Source organism: Flavobacterium sp. ASV13, from assembly GCF_000745775.1.
Classification (GTDB): Bacteria; Bacteroidota; Bacteroidia; order Flavobacteriales; family Flavobacteriaceae; genus Flavobacterium.
In genome coordinates, this window is sequence record NZ_JQJY01000009.1 from 230,984 (window position 1) to 247,860 (window position 16,877).

14 protein-coding genes, 2 tRNA genes and 1 pseudogene are annotated in these 16,877 nt (G+C 31.8%); 12 read left to right on the plus strand and 5 right to left on the minus strand.

The features are described from left to right. Positions 1 to 90 precede the first annotated feature (90 nt). A complete protein-coding gene (locus GQ47_RS19130; RefSeq protein WP_035651834.1) occupies positions 91 to 510 on the plus strand; it encodes a hypothetical protein in 420 nt (139 codons plus the stop codon). 76 nt (positions 511 to 586) lie between these two features. On the opposite strand, the gene GQ47_RS19135 is transcribed toward GQ47_RS19130, so the two are convergent. Further along, the gene (locus GQ47_RS19135; protein ID WP_035651836.1) at positions 587 to 1,138 is read right to left on the minus strand and encodes a DUF4494 domain-containing protein; all 552 of its coding nucleotides are present in this window, start codon (positions 1,136 to 1,138) and stop codon (positions 587 to 589) included. A 339-nt stretch (positions 1,139 to 1,477) separates the two neighbouring features. On the opposite strand from GQ47_RS19135, the gene GQ47_RS19140 reads away from it, so the two are divergent. Continuing rightward, the gene (locus tag GQ47_RS19140; protein ID WP_035651838.1) at positions 1,478 to 2,740 is read left to right on the plus strand and encodes a MutS-related protein; all 1,263 of its coding nucleotides are present in this window, start codon (positions 1,478 to 1,480) and stop codon (positions 2,738 to 2,740) included. 67 nt (positions 2,741 to 2,807) lie between these two features. On the opposite strand, the gene GQ47_RS19145 is transcribed toward GQ47_RS19140, so the two are convergent. Beyond that, complete coding sequence (locus GQ47_RS19145; RefSeq protein ID WP_035651839.1) at positions 2,808 to 3,902, minus strand: Ppx/GppA phosphatase family protein; 1,095 nt, start codon at positions 3,900 to 3,902, stop codon at positions 2,808 to 2,810. 406 nt (positions 3,903 to 4,308) lie between these two features. Then, positions 4,309 to 4,380, minus strand: a tRNA-Glu gene (locus GQ47_RS19150). 430 nt (positions 4,381 to 4,810) lie between these two features. Between GQ47_RS19150 and GQ47_RS19155 the strand changes: the two genes are divergently transcribed. The 7 genes and pseudogenes from GQ47_RS19155 to GQ47_RS23240 all read left to right on the plus strand — a co-directional run. Continuing rightward, a complete protein-coding gene (locus GQ47_RS19155) occupies positions 4,811 to 5,269 on the plus strand; it encodes a hypothetical protein (protein ID WP_035651841.1) in 459 nt (152 codons plus the stop codon). 15 nt (positions 5,270 to 5,284) lie between these two features. Next, positions 5,285 to 5,743 carry a type II toxin-antitoxin system RatA family toxin gene (locus GQ47_RS19160; protein WP_035651843.1) on the plus strand — a complete coding sequence of 153 codons (459 nt, stop codon included), beginning with the start codon at positions 5,285 to 5,287 and terminating at the stop codon, positions 5,741 to 5,743. A gap of 33 nt (positions 5,744 to 5,776) precedes the next feature. Further along, positions 5,777 to 6,082, plus strand: a complete 306-nt coding sequence (locus tag GQ47_RS23475) for a hypothetical protein (protein WP_152561057.1) — start codon at positions 5,777 to 5,779, stop codon at positions 6,080 to 6,082. Positions 6,083 to 6,632: 550 nt separating this feature from the next. Then, complete coding sequence (locus GQ47_RS19170; RefSeq protein WP_035651845.1) at positions 6,633 to 8,645, plus strand: M13 family metallopeptidase; 2,013 nt, start codon at positions 6,633 to 6,635, stop codon at positions 8,643 to 8,645. Between the two features lie 351 nt (positions 8,646 to 8,996). Beyond that, positions 8,997 to 9,443 carry a hypothetical protein gene (locus tag GQ47_RS19175; protein ID WP_035651846.1) on the plus strand — a complete coding sequence of 149 codons (447 nt, stop codon included), beginning with the start codon at positions 8,997 to 8,999 and terminating at the stop codon, positions 9,441 to 9,443. Positions 9,444 to 9,949: 506 nt separating this feature from the next. After that, positions 9,950 to 10,402 (plus strand): hypothetical protein, encoded by a 453-nt coding sequence (locus tag GQ47_RS19180; RefSeq protein WP_035651855.1) that lies wholly within the window; start codon positions 9,950 to 9,952, stop codon positions 10,400 to 10,402. A 7-nt stretch (positions 10,403 to 10,409) separates the two neighbouring features. After that, a pseudogene (locus GQ47_RS23240) lies at positions 10,410 to 10,517 on the plus strand (IS1 family transposase); the annotation flags it as partial. 257 nt (positions 10,518 to 10,774) lie between these two features. Here GQ47_RS23240 and GQ47_RS19185 read toward each other — a convergent pair. Next, complete coding sequence (locus GQ47_RS19185) at positions 10,775 to 11,029, minus strand: GIY-YIG nuclease family protein (RefSeq protein WP_035651864.1); 255 nt, start codon at positions 11,027 to 11,029, stop codon at positions 10,775 to 10,777. 58 nt (positions 11,030 to 11,087) lie between these two features. Next, positions 11,088 to 11,160, minus strand: a tRNA-Met gene (locus GQ47_RS19190). A gap of 148 nt (positions 11,161 to 11,308) precedes the next feature. Here GQ47_RS19190 and era point away from each other — a divergent pair. The 3 genes from era (at position 11,309) to GQ47_RS19205 (ending at position 16,713) form a co-directional block, all read left to right on the plus strand. Then, the gene (gene era / locus GQ47_RS19195; RefSeq protein WP_035652098.1) at positions 11,309 to 12,190 is read left to right on the plus strand and encodes a GTPase Era; all 882 of its coding nucleotides are present in this window, start codon (positions 11,309 to 11,311) and stop codon (positions 12,188 to 12,190) included. 336 nt (positions 12,191 to 12,526) lie between these two features. Next, on the plus strand, positions 12,527 to 13,834 hold the full coding sequence (gene der / locus GQ47_RS19200; protein WP_035651868.1) for a ribosome biogenesis GTPase Der: 1,308 nt from the start codon (positions 12,527 to 12,529) through the stop codon (positions 13,832 to 13,834). A 122-nt stretch (positions 13,835 to 13,956) separates the two neighbouring features. Then, positions 13,957 to 16,713: an outer membrane beta-barrel protein gene (locus GQ47_RS19205; protein WP_035651871.1), complete on the plus strand. Its 2,757-nt coding sequence runs from the start codon at positions 13,957 to 13,959 to the stop codon at positions 16,711 to 16,713. Positions 16,714 to 16,877 lie beyond the last annotated feature (164 nt).

Genomic DNA, 16,877 nt, shown 5'->3' on the forward strand with positions numbered 1-16,877 from the left:
GATATCTAGATGTTTATGGTTGTTTAATGTCAACTGAATTGACATTTTTATTACCTTTAATACCCAGCAATAACTTTAAAAGAAAAAACCATGAAAAAGAAATTATTGATTGCGGCTGTCCTTTTAGGGGCAATTTCATTTGCAAATGCGCAAAGTGTAGGAGAAATTACAAAAGCGGCGAGTAAGGCGTCGACAACAGCAGTTCCTGCTTTTGATGTTGCTAGTCTCTCGAATCAGGTTATGGGCGTATTATCTCCAAAATTAAAATTAACCGAGGCCCAAAAACCGATTGTGAATTCATTGGTAAATGAAACTTTAAATAAAAAGAAGAACATTTTGCCTACAATGGCTACAGATAAGGCGGGTTATACTTCTAAAATGACAGCCAGTAGAGAGTCTTTTATAGCTAAAATGAAAAAAAATATAAGTCCAACACAATTTGATGCACTTACATCTTTATTGCCAAAATCAGCTTCGGCAGTGACGCCATTGGCAAAAATGCTTTATTAAAATAGTGTAAAATAAAAAAGCAAAATAGAATTCTATTTTGCTTTTTTATTTTCATTTATTAGAAAATGTCTTGCATTTAAAGACTTTCTTCTAAATAAGTAGGATCAAATTCGTTTGTATCCTGAACTTCGGCAGCTACAGGTTTAGAAGCTTTCAGTGTATTGAATCTTTCCAGCATTTCTGTTTCGCCTTCTTCACCGCTAAAATAAGGGAAAACATCCATAATTGCTGTTTCTGAAATGGCCGGAATAGAATATTCACCCATTGTATTTTTCATTACGTGAAGTGTATTGTCGAAAGCTTCGCGAACATCGTTTGCCTGAATAAGCATGTACATGCTTGTTTTTCTTTCCTTACCGCTTTCTTCATCATAAGCAATTAAAGTGATTTTAGATTTAAACCATCTGTCCGCATTTTCAAAAGGATGAATTTCGGCATAATTTGCCACTTTGATAGCTGTGATTTTAAATTCTTCACTAGTATAAGCGGCCATTTCTTCGGTCATTCTTTTTTCAGCTTCTGTATAAGATAAAGCATCAACCAAATAAGGTTCGGTTAAAACTTTTTGCCCTCCAGTTTCATCTGTTTTTCTATATTTTACTTTGCATTCGTACCAAGTTGCGCTCATTTTCTTGTAATTTTTAAGGATGTCAAAGATAGATTTTAAAGAGAAAATATGCCTCAAATTCTCAAATAGATATTCACAATTTAAAACAACTATTGATTTGTTAATTTTTGTTTAATGTTTTGTTGTCTGATAATTTTATTTGATTTTTTAATTACAAATGTTTTAAAAATGTATTTCATCGATTATTAATGAATATGGTATGCTTTATTTGTTAAAACGTTTTAAACTTTATAAATTTAATAGATTTCTGGGTGTGTCTTTTTTGAAGAATTTTACTACTTTAGATTAAACAAAATTTAGTTATCAGCCTAACGTATTTATTAAGGATAATTTAAGCGTATGAACAATATTCAGGATTTAAACATAAGAGAAGAAGTATTGCCTATTTTTGATTTTTCACTAAATAGCTTCACTAAAAAAAGGATTCTTTATTTATTAGAAACGCCTTTAACAACCGAAAGCCAAATTGTTGAAAGGCAAAATATTCTTAAAGGATTTGCTTTGAATAATGAGGTTCTGGAAAAGTATTCTTATACTGTTTTGTATTTAAATGAAGTTCATTTTTTTCTAAACAATTTTAGAGAAGAAGAAATCAACTGGAAACGCTTTTTGTTTTTTGGTCCAACTGCTGATGAAATTCTTACGCACAATAAAATCCATTTATTAATATTATTTTTTTATCGACTAGAATCGACTTGTTTTACAAGATTGAATCTTATTCATTTTCCTGAATCATATAGAAAGGATTTGAATAGAATTTTGTCTTTTCTTTCATTTTTTGAATTGAGTAAATACGAATATATAATTAGGGAAAAACAATTAAAGAGCAAGCATCTCAAAAAAATAACAGCTAAAATTTCTGCATTGCAGGAAGAAGGAAAAATTGAAAAATTTTGGGACGATTTATTTTTGTTTGAATCGTATTTGTCGATTAGTAAAGCAATCATAAAGCGTGAATTTGTTTTTCCGGTTCTTACAGAAAACACCCTGAATATTAATGATTTTTACCATCCATTAGTCGAAAATCCTATCAAAAACAGTTTTAAGGCATTTAAGAATGTAATTGTATTGAATGGACCAAATATGTCTGGAAAATCTACTTTTCTTAAATCGGTAAGTTTGTGTCTTTATTTAGGAAATTTGGGTTTTGGTATTCCGGCTTCTTCGGCAGAAATTCCATTTTGTACTGATTTTTCAATTGGAATAAACAAACGCGATGATATCTTGAATGGCTATAGTCATTTTATGACAGAAGTAATTAATGTCAAAGATGTAGTTCTAAAAGCGGCTGACGGCAAAAGATGTTTTGTTGTTTTTGATGAGCTTTTTAGCGGAACGAATGTTGAAGATGCTTTAGAAATTTGTACCCGAACCATAAATGGTGTCAGTATTTATTCGAATTCGTATTTTTTAATTTCGACGCATATTCAGGAATTAAAAAATCTGACTAATGATACCGTTTCGACTTATTATCTCGACTGCGAGCTGATAGATAATATTCCAACATTTACTTATAAACTAAAAAAAGGATGGTCGGATATTAAAGTGGGAAGAATTTTGTTTGAAAAAGAAGGGCTGAATAAACTTTTGCAGGCCAATTAATTTTTTTCATCTTAAATAAAAAAAAAGCTCCAGATTTCTCTGAAGCTTTTTCTATTTAAATAATACCTTAGAAATTAGTATTTACTTTTTTAGAGCGATCTGCAATGTAAGAGATCAACCAGATTACTTGTCCTTCTTTTACAAAAAGTACTTTTTTCGATTGTAAATTTGGAATACTTTCAAGGCAAGTCTGTAATATATTATTTGCTGAAATAAGATATTGCTGGTCATAAGTGCTTAAAACTCTGGCAACTTCTTTGTTGGTTTTTGCCTGGTTGGTAAACTTCACAAAATTGTTTTTCAGAATAGCATCATAATTGATAACATCTTCTAAAGTTAAAGGAATATAATGTTCTTTTATTTCGTCATTGTAGTATAACGTTGCAAAAGCCCAAACAGCACCGCCAGACAAATAGATTTTATTTTTTTTAGCCAAAGGAGGATTTGCATCTAGTAATGCTTTTACTTTTTTACGCAAAATAGGATTGAAATCAAATGCTTTTTCCTGATAAGTAGCCATGTCATTTGCCTGATTTGGATTGACAACTGTCTTTTTTACTGCGTCAGTAAGCGTCATAGTTCCAAAATCAAGTTCTAAAGGAATAAATTCTAATTTATCGTCCTCAAGCTCATCAATATAACCACCTTTAGTAGTTTGAGCGCCAATATCAAGTAAGAATGCATTAGCAAAATCAACTGGAGGCATTGCACCTTTAACAAGTGTTTTTGCTTCTTCGTTAACGTTTAAAACGTCAAGATTTTTATTAGTTAACGTATTAATTTTGGTTTTTAAAACATCAATATTACGTGCTTGTGCAAAAACGGGAGCTGCTACTATAAAGATGTTTTCTTCAAGAAGTTTAAAATCAGTTTTTATTTTTTTTAATTGATCGACAACTGTAATACCAATTTTGTTGATGTCTTCTTGAGGAAGTTCGCCTTTTTCGGCAATATGTGCAGCAAAATCAAGTCTGTCTGTTGCAAAATAAAGAATTTTATAGTCGGCTTTTCTGATGTTGTTTACATCGACAACAGAAACTTTTATTGCTCTTCTTCCGATTTCAATTCCAGCGTAAACACTTTTTTGAGAAAATGCGTTTAGAGAAAAAAATAAATTTAAAAGAATAAAAAATAAAATTTGGGGTTTGTTTTTTTTAATCATTGGATTTAATTGTTGTTGTAATATAGTTGTGAATAATGATGTACGATATTGATTTGATTGTGTAAATTGTAAAGAAAGTGTACTCTGGATTTTTTTGCGTTATGCGTCATTTAAAAATCGAACGAGTTTATTATAGGTTGTTAGGATTATGGTATTTGGGTTTTAATTAATTTTTGCAAAAATCCGATAATTTGTTTGAAGAAAAAAGAACTTACATGTTTTTTTATTGTTACTTTTTGAAGGATTATTGAGTTTGATATTTTTTTTCAGAGAATGTCATAAATTTCTAGATTCTTATCGCCAATTTTTGATACAATTGTTAACGGATAAAATCTGCTAATATTTTTCCCAAACGATGAAAAACAAAAAAAGCTTCAGATTTCTCTGAAGCTTTTGCTTTGCTAAGTAGTCCGTGGGGGAATCGAACCCCCCTTACCAGGATGAAAACCTGGCGTCCTAACCGATAGACGAACGGACCTGTTTTGCTATTGCGGGTGCAAAAGTGCAAATAATTTTGGAATACGCAAACAGTTTTTTGAAAAAACTTTTTAAAATTATTTTGGAAACATCAAATTTAGAAGCAGAAAAGCCTGAAATATTTTGTTTGATTAAGACTTATTTGTTTGATTCGTAATTAATTGTTTTATGTAAAGAATGAAATAAAGAAGTTTTTTTCTTAAAATAAAAATTTCAAAAAAAATAAAAATTTTATGTGTGATTTTTTGTTTTGAAAGAATATTCTCTTGATTTTTTTATATCTTCGAAGAGTTCCTTGTGAGAAACTGTACAATCTCGAAATCTTTGGAGGCTTGCACGACGCTTATATGAACACATTGGACATGCAAAGAATTTAAGTTAATAAATAGAAAATATTAAACTGATTTAAAAATTTTAAAACAAAGAAAGCAATGCAAAAATTACAATTTAAAAAAGAAATTAAAGCATCAGCTCAAAAGGTATATGAAACGATGCTAGGCTTAAAAAACAAAGCCACTTACGAATATTGGACAGCTACGTTTAATCCTACTTCTACCTATGAGGGAAGCTGGGAAAAAGGAAGCAAAATCCTTTTTGTAGGAGTAGATGAAAATGGCAAAAAAGGAGGGATGGTTTCGGAAATTGCAGAACATAAACCAGCGAATTTTGTTTCCATTCGTCATTACGGATTTTTGGACGGAGATACCGAAGTAACTACAGGCGAACAGGTAGAAAAATGGGCAGGTGGGCACGAAAATTATACCTTTCAGGAAAATAATGGTATTACAACTGTAATCGTGGATATCGATGTTATTGATGAGTATTTAGGCTATTTCAATGACAATTATCCAAAAGCAATGGATAAATTAAAAGAAGTTGCAGAACAATAAAAAAAACGCTGAAAAATGAGCACGACTAAATTTGCAGAGACTATTTTAATAAATAAAAATTCAGAACTGGTTTTTGACTTTACGCAAGATTATAATAAACGATTAAAATGGGATACTTTTCTTAAAAAGGCTGACTTAATTGATGGTGCAACAAAAGCTGATAAAGGGGTTAAAGCATATTGTGTAGCGAAAAACGGACTTGGTATGAAAACAGAATATGTTACCTATAATCGACCAAAAGTTACGGCAATAAAAATGATAGATAATTCCTTTTTATTTAAATCATTTTTAGGTTCTTGGACGTTTAAAGAAATACCTAACGATAAAACAGAAGTAGTTTTTTTATATTCTTTTTCACTTAGATTTCCGTTCAATTTAGTGATAAATTTTATAAAAAAGATTTTGCAAACAAACGTAAGACAAAGACTTATTGATCTTAAATTGAATATTGAGAAAGAAAACATGATTGTATAACAATTACTATAATGAATTTAAGCAATTAACTTAATGGAAAGTTTAACAATTAAGCAAATCGTTCAGAAACATTCGGTTTTGATATGTTTGGTCATTTCCGTGATTTTGATTGTAATAGCAACTTTATTGTATCCAGGCGGATCATTGCTTGACAAAAATTCTATTGGATTTGGCTGGTCAAAAAATTTCATTAGTAATTTGTTTGCTGCAAAAGCGATAAATGGGGCAGAAAACCCCGGCAGGATTTGGGCCATTATCGGAATGGCATTCCAATCGGTTGGTTATGGTGTTTTTTTTTATTCATATGTCAAAAAAAATAGCTTTAAGACAATGGGCTAAAATTTTAAAATTTATAGGCGTTGCCAACATATTGTTTATTTTCTTAATTGCAACACCCTTACATGATCTGGGAACCATATCGATTGTTTTAACATTAATCGGTTTATTTATTATTACAGTATTGATTCTTAAGTCAAAACTTCGTTTACTTAAATTTTGCTGTATTATTTGCTTGCTGACATTTTATTGCTTCTTTTTTCTATTTGGGTTTGGTTATTTGAGTTCAGCCATCATAATGCAGAAAGTATATAATGCAAGTTCGGTATTATTGGTTTTGGGACTTGAGTATTTTACCAAATATGAGGACTTTATAGCAGTTAAATCGGGAGAACAAAAAGTATAAATAATGAACTTGTAAAAACCGATGTAGCTTCAAAACGTATACTGAATCACTTCATTAATGGTAAATAACTGCTTATAATTCTGATTTTTATAAGTAGTAATTCTCACAAAAACTTCAGAATTAAAAACTGAATTCGTATATTGTTCTGCTAAAATTAATTTGTTTCCAAACGTCTTTCAGTTCATTTTAATAGAAATCATTTAAATTATGAAAAAAACCTTAGTGCTCTTCAGTGCATTCTTAGCTTTTGCATCATGTTCAAAACATGAAGGAAAAAAAAATGTTGCTATCACAGGAATAGATTCCACATTGACACCTGGCAATGATTTTTTTAAATATGTAAATGGTAAATGGTACGATTCTGTATCAATACCTGCATCTCAATCCGGAGTTGGTGCTTATATGTTTATGAATTTCCCACAACGAATGCGTCTGCAAGGAATATTAGACAGTATTTCAAAAAGCGAGAATCCGGCAGGAAGTATAGCGCAAAAGGTAGGAGATTTTTATGCATCAGGTATGGATACTGTAACTATTGACAAACGCGGTTACACACCTATAAAGCCGCTACTTTCCAAAATTGAAGCAATTAACGATTTGCCTACCTTGATGAACTTTGTGGTTGATCAAGTAAAGGTGTATAATCCTTCTATTATAAGTTTTGGAGTCTCAACTGATGATAAAAACAGCAAAATGAACATTGCTCAAATCTATCAAACCGGTATTGGTTTACCAGACAGGGATTATTATTTCAAATCAGATTCGTCGACTGTTGCCATACAGGAAGCATACAAAAAATACCTTATTACATTATTTCAGCAAACTGGCAGTAATGTAGAAGAGGCTAAAAAGAGTGCTGATTTGGTTTACAATATTGACAAGCAACTCGCTACTTCACATAAAACAAAAGTTGAACTTCGAGATGTGCAGGCAAATTATAATAAAATAGCGGTGACAGATCTTGTAAAAAGACACCCTAATATCGATTGGACTGCTTTTTTAAATAATTTAGGTGCTAAAACCGATTCTATTAATGTATGCCAGCCTGCTTATTATGATGCTCTTAATAAGCTCTTAAAAACCATTCCGCTTAATAATTGGAAAATTTATTTGAAAGCAAACTCTATAGAAAGATATGCTGATGATCTAAGTAAACCTTTTGTAGATGCTTCATTTGAATATACAAAAGTGCTTTCTGGTCAAGCTGTTCAAAAATCACGCGGCGAAAAAATGGCTAATGTCATTGATAGTTATTTGGGCGAAGCGTTGGGCGAATTGTATGTAAAGAAATATTTTTCAGAAGATGCCAAAAAACGTATGTTGGTACTAGTGAATAATTTGCAAAAAGCGTACGGCAAAAGAATTGATAAATTGGAATGGATGAGTCCAATTACGAAACAAAAAGCTAAAGAAAAATTGTTCGCCATTACTAAGAAAATAGGATATCCAGATAAATGGAGAGACTATAGCAATGTGAATGTAGCTAGAAATACCTATTTTGAGAATATTATTTCGGCTTCTAAAGCTGCGTATCAATTTCAATTAGCAAAATTGGGCAAACCAGTCGATAAATCAGAATGGTTTACTACAGTTCCAACAGTTACGGCATATAATAATCCTACTGCAAATGAAATTGTTTTTCCAGCAGGTATTTTACAAGCTCCATATTTTGATAATAATGCAGATGATGCACTAAATTATGGAGGTATTGGAATGGTTATAGGTCACGAAATTACTCATACTTTTGATGATCAAGGTGCTCAATATGACAAGGATGGAAACCTAAAAAACTGGTGGACAAAAGAAGATTATGCGCAGTTTAAATCAAGAATACAACAGGTTATCAATTTGTACAGTACCTATACTGTTTTAGGAGATTTGCATATTAATGGCGCAATGACAGTTGGTGAAAATACAGCTGATATTGCTGGAATAGCAGTTGCCTACGATGCTTTTAAAATGACCGAACAAGGAAAAGGAAACACAAAAATCGATGGTTTTACTCCAGACCAACGCTTCTTTATTTCTATAGCCAAAATATGGCGAGTAAAAATGAAAGACGAGTTCCTGCGTTTGTGGATTAACAATAATCCGCATTCTCCACCAAATTGGCGTGTTAACGGTCCTCTAATGAATACTACACCTTTTTATGATGCATTTAATGTAAAACAAGGCGATAAAATGTTTTTACCGAAGAAGGATAGGATAACGATTTGGTAATACCTTCGTTCTCCGAAGTGTTCCTATAAAAAGCTGCGCAAATGTCACTGACTTTGCGCAATTTTTTGTTTATTAGAGATCGAAAGGCCTTCAAAGACTCTGACTTTTCAGTTAGTTTTTAATATTATTTTAATTATTTATTTTGGAAATTACTCCTAAGAAATTTAGTTTTAAAGTCGGAGACTTTATGACTTATTCGTTTTAAATTACATATTTATAAAATGGCGCAAAGTCGGAGACATTTGCGCAGCGTTCTGAATAATACTTTGCGGAGCGGGTATTATTTTTTGCATGGTGAAAGACCTCCAGGAAATCCAATTTTTAGATAATTATAATTAATAACAATTATATATGAAACTAGCATTAGCTCAATATACATCGGCGGAAATAAAAAAAGAAACTAGATTTTTAATTGATTTTTCAGATGAAATCGAAAAATATTTTATTAAAAAAAAATATGGGAATGATTTAATGGAAATTGTAATTGGAATTATATGTGTAAGTTCAATATTTGAACAATTTTTTAAGCCAAAGTCGCCGAAATATACAAAAGAAAAAAAACATATAAAAAGCGAGGGATTCGAATATGAAGTTGAAAAATGCTTAGAATATAGTATAAAATTAGATTTTGAAACATTTAAAAATTCTTCAGAAATTAAAGCAAAAAAATATTTGGCACAAGAAATTTTAAAATCATTGGAAATTATAGACACGATGAAATCTAAATTTAAAGACTTCGATTTGGTAAATTTTAAAAAAGATTTAGAAAATTATTTTAAAGAAAAAGAATTGATATAAAAAACTGACCGACAAATAATTTTAAGATTTAGTTTTCACATTTAAACAAAAGTTTGCGCTATTCTTGATAATTTCTTCGTTTGCGCGAGTGTATCACTCATGAACGCAATAAAAATAAAAAGCCATTCCAAAAAAAAGGAATGGTTTTTAGCTTTCTAAGTAATTGTAGGAATAGCAAAATTTAACCTTTGAACATACTTGTCCTAACTTCCAAAAGTGTACGCAGGATAAAGAATGCTAAGAAGAAAAGTTGTATAAATATCTCTGATTTTATGCTTTTTTTTCTTACTCAGAATTTTATAAATAAATAATTTAAAACATTATTTGTTTTATTTATTGGATTTGTTTTTTGATATCTATGTGGCGTGTTTCTCCTCCTGAATGGAGGAAATCAAATGGAAATGTTGATTCTGGAAAAATATTACATATATGGATATTTTTTCTTGCATGGCGAAAGACCTCCAGGAAACGGAATATTTAAATAATTATAATTAATTACATAATGTATGAAAATAGCATTGGCTCAATATACTTCAGCAGATATCAGAAAAGAGACAAATTTTATAAGCGATTTTTCAAATGATTTGAAAGAATGGTCTTCGGAAAAGAAATATGGTAAAGACTTAATCGAGCTTGTCATAGGCGTTATTTGCGTTAGCCAAAGTTTCGAGGCTTTTTTTAAACCTGGAAAGCCAAAATATATAAAAGAAAAAAAAGGCGTAAAAAGTACTTATACAAAGCAAGAGTATGATATTGAAAAATGTTTAACATATGATATAAAATTAGATTTTGAAACATTTAAAAAATTTTCAGAAATCGAAGCTAAAAAGCATTTATCCTTAGAAATTTTGAAATCCTTAGATATCATTGTAACTATGAAGACTAAAATTAAGGATTTTGATTTTTTAGCTTTTAGAAAAGATTTAGAAGACTATTTTAAAGAAAATGGATTGATATGAAAAACTGCATTCTGTTAAACGTTTCGGAACAAATCGTGTTGAAAGAAAAAATTTGACACTCAGAACTCATTTAAAAAGACTAAACCGCAGAACAATCTGCTTCAGTAAAAGTTGAGTAGTTTTTATTGCTGTTTTAAAAATTTACTTTTGGATATGAGTTTAATTGGATTTGAGTCTTTTGTTTGACTTAATGGGACTCGAACCAATTTTCCCTGAAAATACTAGAGGTTTTTATTTTTAATAAATGGAACAAGATTTTTCGAACCATAAAAAAAGCTTGAGAAATCTAGATTTTTCAGGCTTTTAGTTTTTACTAGTAGCGGGAACAGGACTCGAACCTGTGTCCGCCGCGGCGGATATAAGCCCGAAGAGCTAAATGTTAAGAATTAGATTTTTAATAAACTCTCTTCCAATTCCTGTTTTTAAATATTTTTCTCTTTTCATTGCTTCAGATTTTGAATTGAAAAATTCGACATGAATCACTTTCCAAGGTCTAAATTTTAAAGTATACCCTTTTGTTTCAAGAAGATTGTGAGATTTGAATCTCTCAATTAGATTAGAAGTATAACCTGTGTAATTTTTATTGAATTTTTCAGAATAAAGAATGTAAACTACAAATTCTTCCATAATACAAAATGTTATAAACAAAAAAAACACCACTTGTTGAAGTGGTGTTTTTGCTTAGTAGCGGGAACAGGACTCGAACCTGTGACCTTCGGGTTATGAGCCCGACGAGCTGCCTACTGCTCTATCCCGCGATGTTCGGGTGCAAAGATACGGCGATTTTTGAGAAATCCAACGAAAATATTAAAAAATGTTTTATTTTCTCTATTGAGTTGATATGACTACCTTTGCACTCGAGACCGATAGGTCGAACTGTACGCAGTAAAATTAAATATTATGCAAATGTCACATAAAGCAGGTTTTGTAAACATCATCGGGAATCCAAATGTTGGGAAATCGACACTAATGAACGCTTTCGTTGGAGAACGATTGTCAATCATTACATCAAAAGCACAAACTACACGTCATAGAATCTTAGGAATTGTAAACGGAGAAGATTTTCAATTGGTATTATCAGATACTCCTGGAATTATAAAACCGGCGTATGAAATGCAGGAATCGATGATGAATTTCGTAAAATCGGCTTTTGAAGATGCTGATATTTTAGTTTACATGGTCGAAATAGGCGAGCAGGATCTAAAAGATGAAGCTTTTTTTAATAAAATCATTCATGCTAAAATTCCGGTTTTACTTCTTTTAAATAAAATTGATAACTCGCACCAAGAACAATTAGAAGAGCAAGTAGCTTTTTGGAAAGAAAAAGTACCAAATGCTGAAATTTTCCCAATTTCTGCTTTGCAGAATTTCAATGTTCCAGAAGTTTTTGGAAGAATTATCGAATTACTTCCAGAATCTCCAGCCTATTATCCTAAAGATCAATTAACAGATAAACCAGAACGTTTCTTTGTTAACGAAACAATCCGCGAGAAAATCTTATTGAATTACAGCAAAGAAATTCCATACGCAGTTGAAATCGTGACAGAAGAATTTCACGAAGACGAAAAAATTATCAGAATTCGTTCGGTAATTATGGTGGAACGCGATACACAAAAAGGAATTATCATCGGACATAAAGGAGCTGCTCTAAAAAAAGTAGGAACAGATGCCCGTGCTGATTTAGAGAAATTCTTCGGAAAACAAATTCACATTGAACTTTACGTAAAAGTGAACAAAAACTGGAGAAGTAATGCCAATATGTTGAAACGATTCGGGTATAATCAGTAGTTTTTATTGAATCGGTTAATCGTTGATTTGTTTAATCGTAAAAACGAAAATATTCTTGAAACACAGATGCCCTAGCCCAGATGGGAACGGCATCCTTTTGTGGTCTCGTTTTTTTCTAACGAGACCACAAAAGATATAGTGAACAGCTGGATTAAGCTCCTGAAAATTATACAAATTAGAATAAAAACTTAGGTACTTAGAAACTTAGCATCTTAGCAACTTTTTTTAACTACCTTTGCAAAAAATTTAAATAAAGCATTTTTGGTTTATAATTTATTGTGATTTAGTCAAAAACGAAATCTGAAATTGTAAATCTGAGATCTAAAATTCAAAAAAATGAATAACATTGTTGCGATAGTAGGAAGACCTAATGTAGGGAAATCAACCCTTTTTAATAGGCTGATACAAAGAAGAGAAGCTATTGTAGATTCAGTATCTGGGGTTACCCGTGATAGAAACTATGGTAAAAGCGAGTGGAACGGAAAAGAGTTTTCTGTTATTGATACGGGTGGATACGTTCGCGGATCTGATGACGTATTTGAAGGTGAAATCCGTAAACAAGTGGAGCTTGCTATCGACGAAGCCGATGTTATTATTTTTGTTGTTGATGTTGAAGAAGGAATTACACCAATGGATGAAACGGTGGCTAAATTGTTACGTAAAGTAACAAAGCCGGTTTTATTGGCTGTAAATAAAGTAGATAACGCAATGCGTGAAAAAGATGCGATTGAGTTTTATAATCTTGGTTTAGGAGATTATTACACTTTTGCAAGTATTTCAGGAAGTGGAACTGGAGATTTATTAGATGCTTTAATTGATGCATTTCCAGAGAAACCAGTTGTTGAGGTTAAAGAAGATTTGCCTCGTTTTGCTGTTGTTGGACGCCCGAATGCTGGAAAATCTAGTTTTATCAATGCTTTGATTGGCCAAGACAGATATATTGTAACGGATATTGCAGGAACAACTCGTGACGCAATTGATACTAAATTTGACCGTTTTGGTTTTGAATTTAATTTGGTTGATACTGCGGGAATTCGTCGTAAAGCAAAAGTGAAGGAAGATTTAGAATTTTATTCTGTAATGCGTTCTGTTAGAGCGATTGAGCATGCAGATATTTGTATATTGGTTATCGATGCAACACGCGGATTTGAAGGTCAGGATCAAAGTATTTTTTGGTTGGCAGAGAAAAACCGAAAAGGTGTTGTAATCTTGGTAAACAAATGGGATTTGGTTGAGAAAGATACCATGTCAACCCGTGATTACGAAGAGAAAATCAAAAAAGAATTAATGCCTTTTACAGATGTGCCAATTTTATTCGTTTCGGCATTGACAAAACAACGTTTGTTGAAAGCATTAGAAGCTACAGTTCAGGTTTTTGAAAACAGAAAACAAAGAATCGCTACTTCAAAATTTAACGAATATATGTTGAAAGTTATTGAGGCTTATCCGCCGCCAGCGACAAAAGGTAAATATGTGAAAATTAAATATTGTATGCAATTGCCAACTGCAACACCTCAGTTTGTGTTTTTTGCCAATATGCCACAATATGTTAAAGAACCATATAAAAGATATCTTGAAAATAAAATTAGAGAAAATTGGGACTTTGCCGGAGTGCCGATTGATATTTATATCAGAGAAAAATAAAACTGAATCCCCTGTAAAAAGGGGATTTTTTTTTGCTTCTAAACAAAATACGCAGTAAATGTTATATTTATAATTAAACCTTTAAGTTGCTTTCAGGTCTTAATAGTTCTAACCAACCAATTATGACCAGGTATTTTTCTTATTTATTGTTTTTTCTTTTTTGCGTCGCTGCCAATGCGCAAAATGATATTATCATTAAAGGAACTGTTGTTGATCTTAACACACAAGTTCCGCTTGAAATGGCGACAGTATATTTTACAACCGTTAAAGATTCTGCTGTAATCGAATATGCTACTACTGATAAAAACGGCGTTTTCAGAATAAATACAAAAAAAATCAACAAACCTGTTTTCCTGAAAGTCAATTATATGGGATATCAGACTTTCGTTGAAGAACAAAAAGAACTTGTTGAAAGCAAGGATTTCGGGAAATTATATTTGGCCGAAAATATTAATGCTTTGGAAAATGTTGTCATTAAAACTGAAGCACCACCAGTTGCCGTTAAAAAAGATACTTTGGAATTTAATGCTTCGGCGTTTAAAGTAAGGCCAGATGCCAATGTTGAAAATTTATTAAAACAGTTGCCCGGCGTTGATGTTGATAATGACGGAAAAGTTACTGTAAATGGGCGGGAAGTAACCCAGTTTTTAGTTAACGGAAAAGCTTTTTTTGATAAAGACGGTCAGATGTTATTGAAAAATATGCCGGCCGAAATCATTAAAAAAGTTCAGGTTTCAGATTTTAAAACCAAAAAAGAAGAACTGGCAAAACAGGAATCAAGTTCAGATAATTCCTCGATTAACTTCACGATTGACGAAAAGAAAAATAAAGGTTTCTTTGGAAAAGCGCTTGCTGGTTATGGTTCAGATGATCGCTATGAAAGCAGTCTGATTATGAATTTCTTCAATAATAATCAGAAAATTAGCGTTTTGGCTTCTTCTAATAATATCAATTCGACCGGTTTTTCAATGGATGACGTATTTGATAATATGGGAGGTGGACGAAATAATAACGCCAATCAAGGAAGTACTACAAGTGGAAAAGGAATTATTCAGTCAAATTTGGCTGGAATTAATTATTCAGATGAATGGTTTAAGGATTTCTCAGCTTCCGGGAGTTATAATTTTTCAAATAATATAACGAACAATGACAGCAAAGCTAATCAATTGAGCTTTTTGCCGACAGGAAATATTTTAACGGAATCAGATGCCAAAACGAGAACTGAAAATACCGGAAATAAAGCCAATTTTGAGTTCGAGTACAAACTTGATCCGAGTACGCGAATTGTTTTTACGCCAAAATTCAATCAGACGCGAGTTGATAGTGATTCAGATTCATCAAGTTCTTCTCAAGATGAAAATGGCCAGGCTTTAAATGAAAGTACAGCGGTTTCTCGCCGAGAAAATACAACGACTAATTTTGCCAATACTTTAAATTTCAATAAAGCATTTGAGAAAAAAAATCGTAACCTGAGTTTCGTTTTTGATAATAACAATACAGATGCTATTACGGATGCATTGAATGTTTCAGAAACAATTTTTTATCAGGATAATAAACCAAATGATAAACGAAATCAGACGACAAGAAATGATAATGTGAATGATGCTTATTCCTTAGATATTGAATATACGGAACCGATTACAGATTCTTTAAGAATCAGATTTGGTTCTGATTTTGATTGGCAAAACGAAATAAAAGATCAAAAAACATTTGATTATGATGCTGATACACAATCGTATTCTCAAGTAAATGAGTCTTTGACGACTTATACAACGTCGAAACAAAATTCGGTGAGCCCGAAAGTTGGAATTACGCTTCAAAAGAACAAATACACCATAAATCTGGATACAAAAACCTCGATTATTGATTATGATAATCATGCTTTTTATTTAGGAAAACCAACCGATTTGAATCAGAAATATGCTTTGCCATACGCGACAGCTCAATTTCGATATAAGTTCAGCCGTTCAAAGAATATGACTTTTAAATATGATTATTCGAATGCGCTTCCGGCTTCGAGTTTTTTATTGCCAGTTGCAAATTTGAGCAATCCGTTGAATACGATTATAGGAAACCCGAATCTGACGCCAATAGAAAAAAGCAGTGCAAATTTTAGTTTCAGAAATTTTGATTTCCGAACACGTTCGGGTTACAGCGTGTATGCAAGAGGAGATTATTATTCTAATGATATTTCTTCTACTTCATTTTATGATGACAGCGGAAAAAGAACGACAACGTATGTGAATATATCAGATACCTACACCTTTACTGTTGGCGGAAACTGGAATCAATCGATCAAGAAAGATGCAAATACGTTTAGATATGGTTTGCAGTTGAACGGAACTTACAGTTTTGATAAAGGTTTTACAAATGGAGTTATGTACAATGCAAAAGGTACTGCAGTAACGCCAAAAGTATATTTGTCTTATGAATATGGCGAGCTGATTGTTATTGCACCTTCGTACAGTTTGTCATACAATGAAACAAAATATCAAAACTACACTCGCGATGCAACTTCAAATGTCGTACACCGAATTAATTTGCAAACAACGAGTTATTGGCCAGCTAAATTTATTTTCGGTAATGACTTTGGATATACTTATAATTCTAATATTTCGAGTGATTTCAAAAAAGACTTCTACTTATGGAATACGAGTTTGTCTTACGGATTTTTGGACAAAAAACTTTATGCAAAAGTGAAAGTGTACGACGTTTTGAATCAAAATCTAAGCGCTACCAGAACGATTTCGGCAACATCAATCCGAGATGAAGAAAACACCGTTTTAAAAAGATATATCATGTTTTCATTGGCCTATAAAATTGGAAATTTTGCAGGAAATGAAAAGGGTAAGAGAAGAGGCCGAGAAAGAGAGGAGTAGGTTTTGTCTTTCTGAAGAGACGTGTGTTGGCGCGTCTCTTTAAGGCTTTTTTTTAAGATGCTAAGGTTCTAAGGTACTAAGGCGCTGAGGTTTTGAAAAAGCGTATAAATCAAATAAAGTTTGATTTATACGCTTTTTTTTATCACTACATATAAAACCTTAGC